General features: G+C 63.6%; 13 protein-coding genes. 10 read left to right on the top strand and 3 right to left on the bottom strand.

All coding sequences use genetic code 11. The features are described from left to right. The first annotated feature begins 11 nt into the window (after positions 1-11). Positions 12-932: a DMT family transporter gene (locus tag WDB86_RS17805; RefSeq protein ID WP_341485971.1), complete on the top strand. Its 921-nt coding sequence runs from the start codon at positions 12-14 to the stop codon at positions 930-932. A gap of 15 nt (positions 933-947) precedes the next feature. Here the strand turns inward: WDB86_RS17805 and WDB86_RS17800 are convergent, their stop codons facing one another. Further along, a complete protein-coding gene (locus WDB86_RS17800) occupies positions 948-2,345 on the bottom strand; it encodes an ATP-binding protein (RefSeq protein ID WP_341485970.1) in 1,398 nt (465 codons plus the stop codon). Further along, complete coding sequence (locus tag WDB86_RS17795) at positions 2,336-3,013, bottom strand: response regulator transcription factor (protein WP_339109870.1); 678 nt, start codon at positions 3,011-3,013, stop codon at positions 2,336-2,338. The genes WDB86_RS17800 and WDB86_RS17795 overlap by 10 nt, the downstream gene beginning before the upstream one ends. Before the next feature lie 72 nt (positions 3,014-3,085). Here WDB86_RS17795 and dsbD point away from each other — a divergent pair, with 72 nt between their 5' ends. From dsbD to WDB86_RS17765, 6 genes are all read left to right on the top strand, one after another. Continuing rightward, positions 3,086-4,912, top strand: a complete 1,827-nt coding sequence (gene dsbD, locus WDB86_RS17790) for a protein-disulfide reductase DsbD (protein ID WP_341485969.1) — start codon at positions 3,086-3,088, stop codon at positions 4,910-4,912. Positions 4,913-4,984: 72 nt separating this feature from the next. Beyond that, entirely contained in the window at positions 4,985-5,725 is a 741-nt protein-coding gene (locus tag WDB86_RS17785) for a L,D-transpeptidase (protein ID WP_341485968.1), read from the top strand. Continuing rightward, positions 5,722-6,339: a DsbA family protein gene (locus tag WDB86_RS17780; protein WP_330629318.1), complete on the top strand. Its 618-nt coding sequence runs from the start codon at positions 5,722-5,724 to the stop codon at positions 6,337-6,339. The genes WDB86_RS17785 and WDB86_RS17780 overlap by 4 nt, the downstream gene beginning before the upstream one ends. A gap of 126 nt (positions 6,340-6,465) precedes the next feature. Next, entirely contained in the window at positions 6,466-7,506 is a 1,041-nt protein-coding gene (locus WDB86_RS17775) for an SLAC1 anion channel family protein (protein ID WP_330629319.1), read from the top strand. Positions 7,507-7,518: 12 nt separating this feature from the next. Next, the gene (locus tag WDB86_RS17770; RefSeq protein ID WP_330629320.1) at positions 7,519-8,295 is read left to right on the top strand and encodes a sulfite exporter TauE/SafE family protein; all 777 of its coding nucleotides are present in this window, start codon (positions 7,519-7,521) and stop codon (positions 8,293-8,295) included. Positions 8,296-8,318: 23 nt separating this feature from the next. Continuing rightward, a complete protein-coding gene (locus tag WDB86_RS17765; protein WP_341485967.1) occupies positions 8,319-9,215 on the top strand; it encodes an MBL fold metallo-hydrolase in 897 nt (298 codons plus the stop codon). A 115-nt stretch (positions 9,216-9,330) separates the two neighbouring features. Here WDB86_RS17765 and WDB86_RS17760 read toward each other — a convergent pair whose 3' ends face one another. Next, positions 9,331-9,936: a TetR/AcrR family transcriptional regulator gene (locus tag WDB86_RS17760; RefSeq protein ID WP_339109875.1), complete on the bottom strand. Its 606-nt coding sequence runs from the start codon at positions 9,934-9,936 to the stop codon at positions 9,331-9,333. A 246-nt stretch (positions 9,937-10,182) separates the two neighbouring features. On the opposite strand from WDB86_RS17760, the gene WDB86_RS17755 reads away from it, so the two are divergent. From WDB86_RS17755 to WDB86_RS17745, 3 genes are read left to right on the top strand one after another with little or no spacing between them, the layout of a single operon-like run. Continuing rightward, complete coding sequence (locus WDB86_RS17755) at positions 10,183-11,391, top strand: efflux RND transporter periplasmic adaptor subunit (RefSeq protein ID WP_330629323.1); 1,209 nt, start codon at positions 10,183-10,185, stop codon at positions 11,389-11,391. Positions 11,392-11,395: 4 nt separating this feature from the next. Continuing rightward, complete coding sequence (locus tag WDB86_RS17750) at positions 11,396-14,506, top strand: multidrug efflux RND transporter permease subunit (protein ID WP_330629324.1); 3,111 nt, start codon at positions 11,396-11,398, stop codon at positions 14,504-14,506. Beyond that, entirely contained in the window at positions 14,503-15,894 is a 1,392-nt protein-coding gene (locus tag WDB86_RS17745; RefSeq protein WP_330629325.1) for an efflux transporter outer membrane subunit, read from the top strand. Before WDB86_RS17750 ends, WDB86_RS17745 begins: the two co-directional genes overlap by 4 nt. Positions 15,895-16,022: the final 128 nt, after the last annotated feature.

Genomic DNA, 16,022 nt, shown 5'->3' with positions numbered 1-16,022 from the left:
CCGGATATCCCATGCTCAGTTCCCCAGCCCTTCACCTGTTTCCACCCTCCGATCTGTCGCGCACGGGGGGCGCTCTGGGGATGATGGTGCTGCTTTGGGGGCTCAGCTGGCCCGCGACCCAGATGGCATTGCAAGAGATCCCGCCGCTCTGGCTGGCGACATTCCGCTTCGGCTCTGCCGCCCTATGCCTGTTTGCGGTGCTGGCCGTGCGGGGCGCGATCACATGGCCCAAACGCGCCGACCTGCCGATCGTGCTCAGCATCGCCCTGTTGCAGATGACCGTGTTCACCGGTCTCGGGATGATCGCCATGACGGTGACCGATACCAGCCATGCGGTGCTGCTGGCCTATACCACCCCGCTCTGGACCGTGTTTCTGGGCGCTGTGATGTTGCGCCAGCGCCCGAGCCGCGCCCAGCTTGTCGCTTTGGGGCTTGGCCTTTCGGGCATCGCGCTGGTCTGTTCGCCGCTGGAAACCGACTGGACGCAGCCCGATGCCTTCATGGGGGCGGGCTTCCTGCTGATCGGGGCGATCTGCTGGTCGGGGGTCATCGTGCATATCCGCCGTCACCGCTGGCACAGCAGCCCGCTGGCCCTTGCGCCGTGGCAGATGGCGCTGGCGGCGCTCTGCCTTGGTCTTGGGGCCTTCTGGCTTGAGGGCCCGCCCCGCCAGATCCGCTGGAGCCTGTCTCTGGTCGGGATGCTGGTCTTTATCGGCCCTGTCGCCACCTCTTTGTGCTTTGTGATCGCGGCAGATTATGGCCGCCGCATTTCGGCATTCGCCATGTCGAATGTCACGCTGGGTGTGCCGCTGATCGGCATTGCGGCGTCGGTGCTGCTGCTGGCAAACCGGCTGTCACTTCTGTTCCTGACGGGGTTGGCGCTGGTATTCTGCGGCATGGTCCTTGCCGCCCGCGCCACATCCAGAGCCTGAGATCAAAACCCGAGGTCAGAGGCCGACACCGGAGTGGGCGGACGGCAGCAGGAAGCTCATCTTATGGCCCCGCACCGTCTGCGCGCAGACCAGACGACAGCCCAGAAGCGCGAGGGCATCCGATGTGATGGCCAGCCCCAGCCCGCTGCCCAATCCGCCAGCAGCGGACGGGCGCAGGAATTTCTCGCCAATCCTTCCGGCCAGCTCTGGCGGCAGCCCCGGCCCGCCATCATAGACGGCCAGTTCAACCCCCTCGGGCCGCAGGCAGACCTCCACGCCGATCTGCCCCCCGGCGGCTGTGGCATGAATCGCGTTTTCCACCAGATTGCGGATGGCCAGCCCCAGCAGGACAGCATCGCTGCGGATCATCGGCCGCTCGGGCGCTTCCAAGGCATAGCCCACCCCTTTCGCATCCGCCATATCGGTCAGCGAGATCATCTGCTCGCGCGCCAGTGCCGCCAGATCCAGTGCTGCGGGTTCCAGCGGGCGGTTCTCGATCTGCGCGAGATCCAGAAGTTGCCGCACCATCCGGTCCGTGCGGGTCACCGAATACTCGATCGCCTGCAGAGCATGAAGCCGCGCGGCCTCGTCAGGGGCATGGCGCGCGACATAGGCCTGCATCTTCAGCCCCGCCAAGGGGGTCTTCATCTCATGCGCGGCATAGCTGACAAAATCCTTCTCGCGCCGTCGCGCCCGATGGAGCCGTGCCAGAAGATCGTTCAGCGCGGCAATCACCGGACGGATTTCGCGCGGCGTGGCGGGTTGCTGCGGGATCTGGCCCGCATCATCGATATGACGGTGCCCCAGCGCCTTGGCCAGACGTTCCAGCGGTTTTAGCCCACGCCCTGTCGACCACCAGATCAGCCCGCCCATCAGGGGCAGCACAACCAAGGCAGGCAGGGCCAGACCTTCCACCACGCCATGCACCAGCCGGTCCCGCATCTCGAGGCTATCGCCCACCGTCACCTGCACCCGCAGATCGGGATTGACGATCGCATAGACCCGCAACGCCTTGCCCTGACTGGTCACATCGTGAAAGCCGGTCTGGTCAAAGGACAGAAGCCGCCCGTCCGGCGCATCTTCCGAACGTCCGATCATCTGCCCGCTCAGCGACCAGATCTGGCAGAATTGCTGCTGCGTATACCCCGCTCCCGTCAGGAGTGCCCCCGCCGCCTGTCCCCCCTTCGCCTGTGCCCCCCTCGACAGTGCCCCCGCCGCCTGAGCGCTGTCACCCCTGCGCATATCGCTGCTCTCGACCAAAGAGGCCACCATCCGCGCCGCTTCCATCAACCGCGCGTCCAGCACCTTTTCCACCTGCGCACGGGTGACATGTTCGATCCAGACCACCGCCGAGAACCAGACGATCAGCGTCGAGGCCGTGAGGATCAGGAACAACCGGAGCTTTATCGACATGACCGGCCCTCCTCGGGGCGGATACGGTAACCGATGCCGCGCAGGGTTTCGATGAACCCGCGCCCGAGCTTGGCGCGCAGATGATGGATATGCACCTCGACTGCGTTGCTTTCGATCTCTTCCCCCCAACCATAAAGCCGGTCCTCCAGATCGGATTTCGCCAGCACCCGCCCGGGGCGTTCGGCCAGCGCCAGCAAGACCGCATATTCGCGCCGCGACAGGGACAGCTCGCGGTCCAGATAGACCGCACGCCGCTCGGCCGGAAAGAGACAGAGCCCCTGCACCTGCAGTTGCGCTTCGGCCCGCCCGTCCGAGCGGCGCATCAGCGCACGCAACCGCGCGGCCAGTTCGTCAAGCTCGAAAGGTTTGCCCAGATAGTCATCCGCCCCGCAATCCAGCCCTGCCACGCGGTCGGCCACCTGATCGCGGGCGGTCAATAGCAGGATCGGCACCTGATTGTGCCGCCTGCGCTGTTCGGCCACCAGATCCAGCCCGCTACCGTCCGGCAGCATCAGATCCAGCACAAGCGCGGCATAGGCAATGCCGGCCAGCGCATGGCGCGCATCCTCCAGCGTGGCGACCTGATCCACCGCAAACCCCGCGATCCTCAGCCCTGCCACAAGCCCGTCGGCCAGCACATGATCATCTTCAACCACAAGTAAGCGCATGATGTCTCCTTTGGCGTCAGGGGCGGCACCAACCTTAAGACTGACTTAAGGTGGATTTCCTGTCTGCCCCTTATGAAACACACTCCGTCCCTTCTGGCCATTGCCCTGACGCTGACTGTCGCACTTGGCACCGCCGCTTCTGCCCAGCCGGATCTGCGGCACAGCCTGACCCCGCGCGCCCAGCCCCTGCCCCCCGATCAGGCGTTCGGGGTGCAAACCCGCTGGCAGGGGGACAGGCTGATTGTCACGATGGACATCGCCAAAGGCTATTACCTTTATGAGGACAGGCTGACGCTAAGCCCTGATGCGCCTCGGGTGGAGGCCAGCCCGACCCAAAGCAAGCAGGACCCGAATTTCGGGCAGGTCGAGATCTGGCAGAACCATGCCCGTGTCGTTTTCGCCCCTATCAATCATACCGCAACCCTCAGTTGGCAGGGCTGCGAGGAAGCAGGGCTGTGCTATCCGCCGCAGGCGCGTCAGGTGGTTCCGCCCGCAGCTTCGGCCTCCCCCCCGACAGGGCCGCTCCAAAGCACGCCGCACCAAACAGGGCCGCTCCAAACAGAAGCCCCGCAGGCAGTCCTTCCGCCCACAGACCCTGCATTGGCAGACACTGCGAAGACAGGCATTCCGGCGAAAGAAGCCTCGGGGCTGGTGGCCTCTTTGGGGCAGTCGGGCGGCGCGCTCTGGGTGGTGGTCGCGTTTTTCGGCTTCGGGCTGGCTTTGGCCTTTACCCCCTGCGTGCTGCCGATGGTGCCGATTGTCGCAGCCATGATCGGCACCCGCATACAGGGCATCACGCCGCGGCGCGGATTGGGCCTTGCCACGGTCTATGTGCTGGCAATGGCACTGGCCTTTGCGCTGATCGGCGCCGTGGCGGCCGTTTCGGGGGCCAATCTGCAGATCCTGCTCCAACAACCGCTGGCGGTCGGGCTGATGGCGGGGGTCTTTGTGTTGCTGGGCTTGGGCAGCTTCGGTCTGTTCACCATGCAAATGCCGCAGGCACTGGCCGCACGGGTCGGGCAGATCGCGCCACGACCGGGATCTCCGGCCCGCGCGGCCCTGTTGGGGTTCTCGTCGGCCCTGATCATCGGCCCCTGTGTCACCGCCCCTTTGGCGGGAGCCCTGCTCTATATCGCGCAAAACGGGGATGTCGTGCTTGGCATGGGGGCGCTCTTTGCGCTGGGGCTCGGGCAAGGCATGCCGCTTCTGGCCGTCGGGCTGTTCGGGGCCAGTATCCTGCCGAGAATGGGCCCGTGGACGGGGCTGGTCAACCGCGCGATGGGGCTGCTGTTTCTGGCCCTCGCGATCTGGTTGCTGGGGCGCATCCTGCCCGGTCCACTGACGCTTGCGCTTTGGGCGGTGCTTCTGCTGGGCCTTGGCGGCAGCCTGCTGGGCCGCGGCGCAGGCATGGGCAATGCGCTGGGGGCCATCGCCCTTTGCGGCGGTGCGCTGCAGGGGGTCGGGGCCGCACTGGGCGGCACGGACCCCCTGCAACCGCTGGCCGCGCTACAGGGCCGGACCGAAAGGCCCTTGACCGAAGACGCGGCGGCGGCGTTTCAGGCGATTGGCACGCCGGAGGCATTGGACGCCGCGCTGGCCCACGCCCGGCAGACCCGTCTTCCGACGCTGATCTATGTCACCGCCGACTGGTGCACATCCTGCCGGACCATCGACCGCAAGGTTCTGACCGACCCAGCCATTCGTCACGCCCTGCAGAACTGGCAGCGGCTGGTCGTGGATGTCAGCCACCTTGACCAGAACCGTCAGGCCCTGATGACGCAGCTTGCGGTGATCGGCCCGCCGACCATGATTTTTGTCACCCCCGAGGGCGAGACGCGGCTGCTGGGCGAGATCACCGCAGACCAACTGCACAGCGCACTCGCGGCGCATCCCTCCTAGTGGCCCCCGCCCGGGCCCCAATGGCACAGGCCTGCGCCTGATGCCCCCCTTTTTCAAATGAAAGATCCCAAGATGACCCGATCCCCTACAGGGCTTGCCCTGATCTGTATCGCCTTTCTGGCCGCTTGTGCGCCCAGACCGGACCCCTCCGCCACACCGCCCGCCCCTGCGGTGCCTGCCGATGTCCTTGCGAAATACGGGGCCGAGCAGGATGGCACGCGCGTCATCCCTGCGGTGGACCCGAAATATCTTTCCGCCGAGAAAGCCCGTCAGGAGGTCGATTACTGGACGGAGGAGGCGCCCGGCACGATCATCGTCGACCCGTGGGCGCGCAAACTTTACTTCGTGCAAAAGAACAACCGCGCCCTGCGTTATACCGTGGCCGTGGGCGAGGAAGGGCGCGGTTTCACCGGTGAGGCGCATATCCCCTATCAGCGCGACTGGCCCAGCTGGCGGCCCACCCAGAACATGATCAACGATGACCCCCAGCTTTACGGGCCGGTCAAAGACGGGCTGGAGGGCGGGCTGGAAAACCCGCTCGGGGCACGGGCGCTCTATCTGCACAAGGGCAATCGCGACACCTTCTACCGCATCCACGGCACCAGGCAGCCGTGGAGCATTGGCGAGGCGACCTCGGCGGGCTGCATCCGGCTTTGGAACCAAGACATCGTCGATCTGGCCGCACGGGTCAAATCGGGCACCCATGTCGTGGTGCTCTCGCAGGCCGAAAGCGGCAAGGGCACCGTCCCGCCCGGCACGCCCCTGCCGCACCATCCCCAAGATCCGATCCCCAGCAAAGGAGCCGCCCTATGATCGACCGTCGAAATTTCCTGATCCTGTCAGGGGCCGCAATGGTCCTGCCCGCCGCCGCCAAGGCCGAAGCCGAAACAGGGGCGCTTGACCCGCAGATGGTCTTCCACGACCCCGATGCCCCCGCTTTGGGCAACCCGCAGGGCGATGTCACTCTGGTGGAGTTTTTCGATTACCAATGCCCCTTCTGTAAAAAGAACCATCCCGTTCTGGAAGAGGTGATGGCCGAAGATCGCGGTTTGCGGGTTGTCATGAAGGACTGGCCGGTCTTCGGGCCGGTCTCGCTGCGGGCTGCACGGCTGGTGCTGGGCGCGCAGGAAAACGGCGCCTATGCCACCGCCCTTGAAGCCCTGATGGCCACCAAAGGACGGTTGAGCGATGCACAGGTCGACAAAACCCTGAACGCGGCGGGCGTTTCCGTGCCGAAGGCGCAGGCGGGCTATCAGAGCGCCCGCCAGAAGATCGACGCCGTACTGGCGCGCAATGACCGACAGGCCAGCGGTTTGGGTTTGTTCGGCACACCGGGTTTTGTGGCGGGGCGCATGATCTATCCCGGCGCGCTGGACAAAGCCGCCCTGACCGAGGCGATCCGTGTGGCCCGCCATCCGCAAGGATGACATCTCACGCCCCCGTGAGGGCCGCGCGTGACAATGTCACCGTCGCGGCCCCGCAAAGGGTCTTATGCCGGACCCCGAGCCACCCTCACGACCCCGCCGCGTGCGCCGCGCCCAAGGAGCCCTTCCATGCGCCCTGATCATCCTGTCCGGTTTGCAGCCCCCTCCCCCGCCTCCTCGCTGGGGGCCGCGCAGACCCCGTCGGCGGGCCCCGCCGCACTCCCCCCCGAAAGCTCCGGCTGGCTGGCACATTTTCCGGTCAGCCTGTTCGGCATGACGATGGGGCTTATGGGCTATGCGCTGGCGCTGCGTTCGGCCGGAGCGATGATGGCGTCGCATATGGTCTTCGGGCTGGCCTGCGCTGTCTTCGGGCTTCTGGCCACGCTGTTTGTGGCCAAGGCCCTGCGCCAGCCACAGGCGTTGAAAGCCGAATGGAACCACCCCGTGCGGCTGGCATTCTTTCCGGCCATCGCCATTTCGGGCCTGCTCTTGGCGCGTCTGGTGCTGGAATATGCCCCGAGCCTGGCCAATATCCTGTGGATGCTGGGGGCTGCGGCGCAATTCGGCCTGACGCTGGTGATCATCTCGGCTTGGATCTCGGCGCGTCCCTTCGGTCCCGAAAGCCTGTCACCGGCGTGGTTCATTCCGGCGGTGGGCAATCTGGTGGTGCCGCTGGCAGGGGTGCCGCTGGGCCATATCGAAGCCAGCTGGTATTTCTTTGCCGCAGGGCTGACCTTCTGGATCATCCTCACCACCTTGGTCATCAACCGGCTGATTTTCCATGCGCCCTTGCCGGGCAAGCTGCGCCCCACACTGGTGATCCTGATCGCGCCGCCCGCGATGGCCTTCCTGTCATGGCTGCTGCTGACCGGCCCCAACCCCGATGCGCTGGCGCGGATCTTGCTGAATGTCGCCTATCTCTTCGCGGCGCTCGTGCTGTTCCAACTGCCGGGCCTGCTGCGCCTGCCCTTCTCGATCTCGTTCTGGGCGCTGTCTTTCCCGCTGGCGGCGCTGACCACGGCGAGTTTCCGCTTTGCGGCCATGACGGGATCGGTCTTCCACCAGAGCTTGGGCCATGCGGGTCTGGCCCTGCTGAGCCTGACCGTAATCCTCCTGCTGTGGAACACCCTCCGCCTCGCGCTGCGTGGCCAGATCTGCCTACCCGAATAAAGGACCGACCCGATGTATGACACCCTGCACTACTCTCTTGGCGCGCTTTCGGGCGGGCTGGTCGGGCTGACGTTAGGCCTCGTGGGCGGCGGCGGCTCCATTCTGGCCGTGCCGTTGATGGTCTATGTGGTGGGGGTGGCCAGCCCGCATGTCGCCATCGGCACCTCGGCGCTTGCGGTGGCCGTGAATGCCGCCAGCAATCTGGCGCTGCATGCCCGCGCCCATACCGTCAAATGGCGCTGCGGGGCGATCTATGCCGGTGCGGGGATCATCGGGGCTTTCGGCGGATCGACGCTGGGCAAGGCCATCAACGGCCAGCACCTGCTGTTCCTGTTCGCGCTGGTCATGGTGGTCGTGGGAGTGTTGATGCTGAAAAACCGCCATGCCGAGGGCATTCCGGGGGCGCAATGCGGCCGCGAGAATGCAGGCAAAGTCGCCGGTTTCGGCTTTGGAACGGGGGCCTTTTCAGGGGTGTTCGGGATTGGAGGCGGGTTTCTGATCGTGCCCGGGTTGATGGCCTCGACCAGAATGCCCACCCTCAATGCCGTGGGCACAAGCCTTGTGGCCGTGACCGCTTTCGGCCTGACCACCGCGCTGAATTACGCGTTTTCGGGGCTGGTGGCATGGGGGATCGCCGCGACCTTCATCGCAGGCGGGTTTCTGGGCGGGATCGCCGGCACGGGCCTTGCGCGGAAACTTTCGGGCAAAGGCACCCTGACCACCGTCTTTGCGGGCCTGATTTTTGTCGTCGCGGCCTATATGTTATGGAAAAGCTGGACCGCGTTGTGATCCGGCTGGAAAGGAGATCTGTCATGCTTACCAAAATCAGCCCCTCCCGTGGGTCCGGCTCGCCGGTCGTGGTCGGATTTTACGAACCGGTTTCAGGATCGTGCCAGTATCTGGTGATCGACCCTGACACCCGTGCCAGCGCCCTGATTGATGTGGTGCAGGAATTCGATGTCACCGCCGCGCGCAGCGGCACAGAATCGGCGGATCATGCACTGGCGCTGGTCAAGGACCATGAGGCCGATCTGAAGCTGATCCTTGACACGCACCCCCATGCCGACCACCTCACCGCAGGCCGCCTGCTGGCCGAACGCACCGGTTGCCCGCATTGGATCGGCGAGAAATGCACCGATATCGCGAAAATCTGGACCGAAATCTATCACCTCCCGCCCCAGACGCTGGACCCTGCCACGCTGTATGACAGGCTTCTGGCCGATGGCGAGGAATTCACGCTGGGCCGGCTGCCGGTCAAGGTGATGCTCTCGCCCGGCCACACGCTTGGCTCGATCACCTATGTGATCGGTGATGCGGCTTTCGTGCATGACACGTTCATGCAGCCCGATGCTGGCACCTCGCGCGCGGATTTTCCCGGCGGTTCGGCGGCAGAGCTATGGGACAGTCTGCAGGCCATCCTTGCCCTGCCCGACGAGACGCGGATCTTTGTGGGCCATGATTACGGCACCAAAACCCGCGAGGAACCGGCATGGGAAAGCACCGTGGCGCAGCAGAAAGCCGAGAATATCCATATTGGCGGCGGACGCAGCCGTGCAGAATATATCGCATTGCGTGAAAAACGGGATGCCACGCTGAGCCTGCCCAAGCAGATGCTGCATGCCCTTCAGGTCAATCTGCGTGGCGGTCGCCTGCCCGAGCCGGAAGCCGACGGGCATCGCTATTTCAAAATCCCCGCAAACAGGTTCTAGGACCGGTTGCGTCTTGGGTCGGGCACCGGACAGCCCGACCTGCCGCCCCGACCTCTGGCATGGGCAGTCATGGCCCGCGCCCCCTTTGGCCCGAAGAACAGCCCCGAGGGGCGCGTCAGGGGGAGGACGGACCCGGGGCCTCGGGGCCGACAAACAGCTGGGCGATTTCACAGATGGCGCGCCAGCCCTGTTCCAGGGCCATGTCGGATGTGACCCTGTTTTCCAGCCACGCCATGATCCCGTTCCAGGAGGCGCTCATCAGCATCTCCGCAAGCACCGCGCGGAAAAGCTGGGTGGATTCGGGCAGACGGTCCTCCAGCATCTGGGCCAGCCTCTCGCTCATGGCAGCCCGCTCGGCCATATAGACCTTCAGCACCTTCGGCTGCGTCTGCAAGGCAGGGACGATGATCGCCAGTTCGGCCTTGCGCGGCACCGCCCGCATCATCATCGCCCGCAAAAGCTGGTAGAGATCGTCCGCCAAAACCCCGCTGCCCGGAACAAGTGTGCGGCAGATCTCGTCCGTCAGAAACGGAACCTGCCCGAAAAGCGCGGCTTCCTTGTTGGCGTAGTAGTTGAAAAACGTCCGCGCACTGATTCCCGCCTGCTGGCTGATCATTTCGGTCGTAATGGCGTCAAAGCCGTAATCCCGCGAGAGATCGATCGTCGCCTGCTGAATCACCTGCGCCATTTCCGCCTTACGGCGCGATCTCAAATCACTCATGCCTCTCCCCTGAGCAAGTCGGCACATCCCGCTTTATAGGAAGCCTTGGCCGCGTATCAGAACACCTGACCCTTGCTGTTTTTACGTGCATCGGGCCGAAATATTTTCAAAAATCAAGCGCTCGTTATCGCGCCAGATATTTACACTTTCGGCAAATTTTGCACACTCTGCAAGAATTGACCATAGACTTCGTCGCCAGGCCATCGTCAAGAGCGAGTGACAGCGGAACGATAGAAACGAGCGGATATGATGAACACAAAATTACGCATGCCTCTGGTGGCGGCCTTCCTTGCACCGGCGATGGGGCTGGGCACCACAGGGATCGCCTTTGCACAGGCCTACCAACAGCCGAATGCCGAAGTCGGGTATGTCGTGCTGCATCCAAGCGACGTTCCGCAGACCATCGAGCTTCCGGGCCGCGCCGTGGCCTTTGAACAGGCCGATATCCGTCCGCGCGTGGACGGGGTGATCATGCAAAAGCTCTATAAACCCGGGGCAGAGGTGAAAACCGGCGATCCGCTGTTCCAGCTGGACGATGCCAGCTATCAGGCCACGGTCGAGGCGGATGAGGCGACAGTGGCCGAAGCCGAAGCCGATCTGCCTGTCAAACAGGCCGCCTATGACCGTGCCGCCAAGCTTGAGGGGTCGGGCTATACCGCAGCCGATGTGGAAACCGCCCGCTCGGATCTGGCATCGGCAAAAGCGACGCTGCAATCGGCGCAAGCGGCGCTGAAATATGCCAAGATCGAGCTTGGCTGGACCACGATCCGTTCGCCGATTGACGGGGTGGTGGATGTGGCCGATGTCTCGACCGGCGACCTTGTGACCTCGGGGCAGGACACCGCCCTGACCACGGTCACGACGCTTGATCCGATCGATGTCGAATTGCTGGAACCTGCCGCCGATATCCTGTCGCTCCGCTCCAAGGTCAAGAACGGCGAATTGCAGCTTTCCGACAAGTTGCAGGCCAATCTGGTGCTTGAAAACGGCGAGACCTATAAAGCGACTGGCGAGCTGGTCACCCCGTCTCCGACGGTGTCCACCACCACCGGTTCGGTCACGGTGCGCTTCCGCTTCGACAATCCCGACCATATCATCCTGCCGGGCATGTTCCTGCGCGGGAATGTGCAGCTCGGCTCACTCAAGGCCTTTCTGGTGCCCCAGCGCGCAGGCGAGCATGATACCAATGGCAATCTGAGCTTCTTCGTGGTCGATGCGGACGGCAAGGCCAAACAGGTCAGCGTGCCGACCGAAGGCAGCACCGATACCGCGTGGATTGTGACCTCCGGCCTTGAGGACGGGGTGAAAGTGATCGTGGACGGGCAGAAAACCCTGCAGGACGGTGCCACAGTGAAGGCCGTGCAGGTGAAGATTGCCGACGACGGCACCACGCAGGATGTCGCCACCGACGCCGCCTCTCAGGACAGCGCCGAGAGCGCAGCAACGGCGGACTGATCCGATGGCACAGTTCTTCATTCACCGGCCCGTCTTTGCTTGGGTGCTTGCGATTGTCCTGATGATCGCGGGTGTCTTCGGGCTGAACTCGCTTGCGATTTCGCAATATCCCGAAGTCTCGCCGACCACGGTGCGGATTCAGGCCACCTATACCGGAGCCTCCGCCCAGATCGTGGCCAATTCGGTGACATCCGTCATCGAGGACGGCATGACGGGGCTGGATGGTCTGCTTTACATGACCTCGAATTCCTCGCAGGGCAGTTCGCAGATCTCGCTTGTCTTCAACTCCAGCACCGACGCCGATATGGCGCAGGTGCAGGTGCAGAACAAGTTACAGCTGGTCGAGAGTTCCCTGCCTACAGCCGTGACCCAGACGGGGGTCTCGGTCACCCGCTCCACCAGTTCGATCCTGCTGGTGGGCGCGCTTGTCTCCGACGATAACAAGCGCAGCAATGTCGAGTTGGGGGATCTCTTCTCGAACCAGATGGAAGATACCGTCCAGCGTCTGGAAGGCGTCGGCTCGATTCAGGTCTTCGGGTCGGAATATGCCATGCGCATCTGGCTCGATCCGGCAAAGCTTTACAAATACTCGCTGACCCCTTCGGATGTCACCGATGCCGTTTCGGAACAGAACACCAATGTCACGGTCGGGTCGCTGGGCGATCTGCCAAGCAAGAACGGGCAGGAAGTCACCATCTCGCTGAAGGCCCAAAGCCAGCTTTCGACGGTGGATGATTTCCGCAAGATCCTGCTGAAAACCAATGATGACGGCTCTTCGGTCTATCTGGGCGATGTCGCTACGGTCGAGCTGGCCGATGACGATTACTCGGTGCTGGGCCAGTATAACGGCAAGAACGCCACCGGTTTCGGCGTCAACCTGCAAAACGGTGCCAATGCCGTCGAGACCTCCGAGCGCGTCCATACCGCGCTTGACAAGCTGGCCAAGTCGCTGCCCGAAGGCGTGACGCTGGTCTATCCCTATGACACGACCCCGTTCATTCAGGAATCCATCCACCAGATCTATCACACCCTCTTCGAGGCCATCGTGCTGGTCTTCGTGGTGATCATGGTCTTCCTGCAAAGCTGGCGGGCGACCATTATCCCTTGTATCGCCGTGCCGGTGGTTCTGCTGGGCACATTCGCCGTGCTTGCCGCCACGGGGATGTCGATCAACACATTGACGATGTTCGCCCTTGTGCTGGCCATCGGGCTATTGGTGGATGACGCCATCGTTGTGGTGGAAAACGTCGAACGGGTGATGGAAGAAGAAAAGCTGGGCCCTGTCGAGGCGACCGAGAAATCCATGAAGGAAATCTCGACCGCGCTGGTGGGGATCGTGGTGGTGCTGTCTTCGGTATTCCTGCCGATGGCCTTCATGTCCGGCTCGACCGGTGTGATCTACCGGCAGTTCTCGGTGACCATCATTTCGGCAATGGTGCTGTCGTTGCTGGTGGCGCTGATCCTGACGCCGGCCATGTGTGCAAGCCTGCTGAAACCCTCGCATGACAAGCCCAAGATCTGGCCCGCGCGCAAGTTCAACAAAGGCATGGACCGCGTCAATTCCGGCTATACCGGCACGGTCATCCGCCTGATCCGCCGTCCGTTCCGGATGCTGGTCGTGGTGGTGGCGGTTGGCGTGGGCATCTATGGCGTCTATTCCCGCCTGCCCTCGAGCTTCGTACCGACCGAGGATCAGGGCGTGCTGATGGCGTCGATCTCGCTGCCGCAGAACGCGACGCGGGCGCAGACCCAGCAAAGCGTTACGGCCATCACCGACTTCATGAAGCAGAACTACCCCGACGCGACCAAAAGCGTGTTTGCGGCGATCGGCTTCGGCTTCTCGGGGTCCGGCCAGAACAATGCGATGATGTTCGTCAAGCTGTCGGATCTGGAAGACCGCAAGGGCATCACGGCAGCCTCCATCGCGATGAAAGCCAATATGTTCTTCGGCTCGGGGCGTTACGGGCAGGTCTTCTTCCTGCAACCGCCGCCGATCCACGGGATGGGCTCGTCTGACGGGTTCGAGATGTATCTGATCGACCAAGGCAATGAGGGGCTCGACAAGCTGCGCGAGACGGCCGCCAAGGTGGCCCAGAAAGCGCAGGAATCGGGCAAGGCAACCGCCATCCGCGGCTATGAGGCCAATTCCAAGACGCAGCTTGCGATCAATCTGGATGCGGCCAAGGCGCAGTCGATGGGGCTGACGATCTCGGATATCAACTCCAACCTCTCGACCATCTTCGCGGGCAGCTATGTCAACGACTTCACGCTGAACGGCAAACTGCGCGACGTGCGGGTGATGGGCGATCAGGCATACCGGATGCAGCCGGGCGATATCAAGAAATGGTATATGCGTAACAGCGATGACGAAATGGTTCCGATGTCGGCCTTCTCGTCGCAAAGCTGGGGGCAGACCTATACCAAGATCGCCCGTTATGGCGGCGTCAACGCGATCGAATTGCAGGGCTCTCCGGCATCGGGCGTCTCGTCCGGGGATGCGATGGCCGAAATGGAGAAAATCGTCGATAGCATGGATGGCAATTACCAGAGCGCCTGGGTCGGCCTGTCCTATCAGGAACAGCTCTCGGGCAATCAGGAACCGATCCTGTATACGCTTTCGGCAGTGGTCGTCTTCCTTGCGCTGGCGGCGCTTTATGAAAGCTGGTCGGTGCCCTTCGCGGTGATGCTGGCCGTGCCGATCGGCCTGCTCGGGGCGCTGATCGCGGCTCTGGTCTTCGGGCAGTCGAATGACGTCTACTTCAAGGTCGGGATGCTGACGACCATCGGTCTGGCGGCGCGTAATGCCATCCTGATCGTGGAATTCGCCGAGACACTCCGCGCCGAGGGGCTGGGCCTGTTCGAGGCGGTGAAAACGGCCGCGCGGATGCGTCTGCGCCCGATCCTGATGACCACCTTTGCCTTCGGGCTGGGGGTTCTGCCCCTTGCCATCGCCAGCGGCACAGGTGCAAATGCGCAGAACTCCATCGGGATCGGCATGTTGGGCGGGATCCTCTTCTCGGCTGTCTTCGGTATCCTGATGGTTCCGGTATTGTATGTGGCGGTCCGTCGTCTTGTTGACAGAAAATCCGGCGCAGGCCGCAAGGAGAATGCATGATGCGCTTTATGAAACTGGTTCCGCTAATGGTTCTCGCGGGATGTGCGGTCGGGCCGGATTACAAAACGCCCGCCGTGCCTGTCACCACCCAATTCGTGGGCGGGGACACCAGCCCGCTGGCGCAGGTGGCCTATCGTGCATGGTGGCGCGATTACCGTGACCCGCTGCTCAACGAGCTGGTCGAGACGGGGATGAAACAGAGCCTCGACATCCTGCAGGCGCAAGAACGCATCCGTCAGGCACGCGCCCAGCTTCGCCAGACCGGCGTGAACGAGGCGCTCAGCGGGTCGGCCAGCGGGTCCAAGACCCGCTCGGGCGTCACCAAAGGGGGCGGGTCCGGCTGGGACAATGCCACCGGCACGCTGGATGCGGATTTCGTGCTCGACCTGTTTGGCGGATTGCGCCGCGAACGCGAGGCGGCCAAGGCCAATCTGGCAGCCAGCCAGGCCAATGTCGGCACCGAGCGTCTGGCATGGCTGGCCGAGCTGGTCGCCGATTATGCCGATGCGCGCTATTACCAGCAGGCGCTGGAGCTGACGCGCAAAACCATCGCGACCCGTCAGGATACGTTCAACATTACCCAGCAGGAGGTGAATGCCGGTGCCGCGACCACGCTGGAACAGGCCGAAGCCGAAGCCGCGCTGGAATCGGCCAAGGCCGATTTGCCCAACTACCTTGCGCAATTCCGCGCCAAGGTTTTTGCCATCGCGACCTTGCTGAACGTGCCCGCAGGCCCGTTGATGGACCGGATGGAAAAAGGGGCCGCCCCGTTGCGGATTCCGACCGACAGCGCCACCGGCGTTCCGGCGGACCTGCTGCGCAACCGTCCCGATATCCGCTATTACGAAGCGGTGCTGCATCAGGAAGTGGCCACCGTCGGCGTGGACACGGCAGCCCTTTACCCCTCGCTCAGCCTCTCGGGCACCGTGTCGGGCACCAGCAAATCCACCAGCTGGAGCTTCGGCCCCACCATCACCCAGGCCATCTTCAATCAGGGGTCCCTGCGCGCCGCCCGCGATGCGCAGGTCTCCGCCGCCAAACAGGCCGAGATCGACTATCGCTCGGCCATCACCTCGGCGGTGGAAGATGTGCAGGTCGCGCAGTCCAACCTGCGTCAGTACCGCGCGCAGGCCGCACAGCTTAACCGCGCGGCGCAATCCTATTCCAAAGCCTTGGAACTGGGGCGCACCACCTATCGCAATGGCGGCATGACCCTGCTTGACCTGCTGGATACCGACCGTTCCGAAGCATCGGCACGGATCTCGGCAGCCTCGGCGGCCAATAGCGCGGCACAGGAATGGGCGACCTTGCAGATCGCCATCGGCGCGGGCGCAGGCTATGCCGAAAGCCCCGAAGAGGCTCCGGCCCCCAAGGCCGCCGCCAAATAGGCTTTGGGATAGGGGGGCGCGCCCCCCTGCACCACCAGAAAAGGGCGGTCCCGTGAGGGGCCGCCCTTTGTGGTTTCGGCAAGCCGCGCGGGCAAACCGTGCCGTCCCTCGGAACGGCGCTTAGGAGC

The sequence above is a fragment of the Thioclava sp. GXIMD4215 genome, assembly GCF_045291555.1.
Lineage (GTDB): Bacteria > Pseudomonadota > Alphaproteobacteria > Rhodobacterales > Rhodobacteraceae > Thioclava > Thioclava litoralis.
Note: the sequence above shows the minus strand (reverse complement) of the source record. Positions and strands in the feature narration are given on the sequence as shown.

Coding starts and splice junctions, on each gene's coding strand:
- WDB86_RS17805 (WP_341485971.1), top strand. CDS start 12: ATGCTCAGTTCCCCAGCCCTTCACCTGTTTCCACCCTCCGATCTGTCG.
- WDB86_RS17800 (WP_341485970.1), bottom strand. CDS start 2,345: ATGTCGATAAAGCTCCGGTTGTTCCTGATCCTCACGGCCTCGACGCTG.
- WDB86_RS17795 (WP_339109870.1), bottom strand. CDS start 3,013: ATGCGCTTACTTGTGGTTGAAGATGATCATGTGCTGGCCGACGGGCTT.
- dsbD (WP_341485969.1), top strand. CDS start 3,086: ATGAAACACACTCCGTCCCTTCTGGCCATTGCCCTGACGCTGACTGTC.
- WDB86_RS17785 (WP_341485968.1), top strand. CDS start 4,985: ATGACCCGATCCCCTACAGGGCTTGCCCTGATCTGTATCGCCTTTCTG.
- WDB86_RS17780 (WP_330629318.1), top strand. CDS start 5,722: ATGATCGACCGTCGAAATTTCCTGATCCTGTCAGGGGCCGCAATGGTC.
- WDB86_RS17775 (WP_330629319.1), top strand. CDS start 6,466: ATGCGCCCTGATCATCCTGTCCGGTTTGCAGCCCCCTCCCCCGCCTCC.
- WDB86_RS17770 (WP_330629320.1), top strand. CDS start 7,519: ATGTATGACACCCTGCACTACTCTCTTGGCGCGCTTTCGGGCGGGCTG.
- WDB86_RS17765 (WP_341485967.1), top strand. CDS start 8,319: ATGCTTACCAAAATCAGCCCCTCCCGTGGGTCCGGCTCGCCGGTCGTG.
- WDB86_RS17760 (WP_339109875.1), bottom strand. CDS start 9,936: ATGAGTGATTTGAGATCGCGCCGTAAGGCGGAAATGGCGCAGGTGATT.
- WDB86_RS17755 (WP_330629323.1), top strand. CDS start 10,183: ATGATGAACACAAAATTACGCATGCCTCTGGTGGCGGCCTTCCTTGCA.
- WDB86_RS17750 (WP_330629324.1), top strand. CDS start 11,396: ATGGCACAGTTCTTCATTCACCGGCCCGTCTTTGCTTGGGTGCTTGCG.
- WDB86_RS17745 (WP_330629325.1), top strand. CDS start 14,503: ATGATGCGCTTTATGAAACTGGTTCCGCTAATGGTTCTCGCGGGATGT.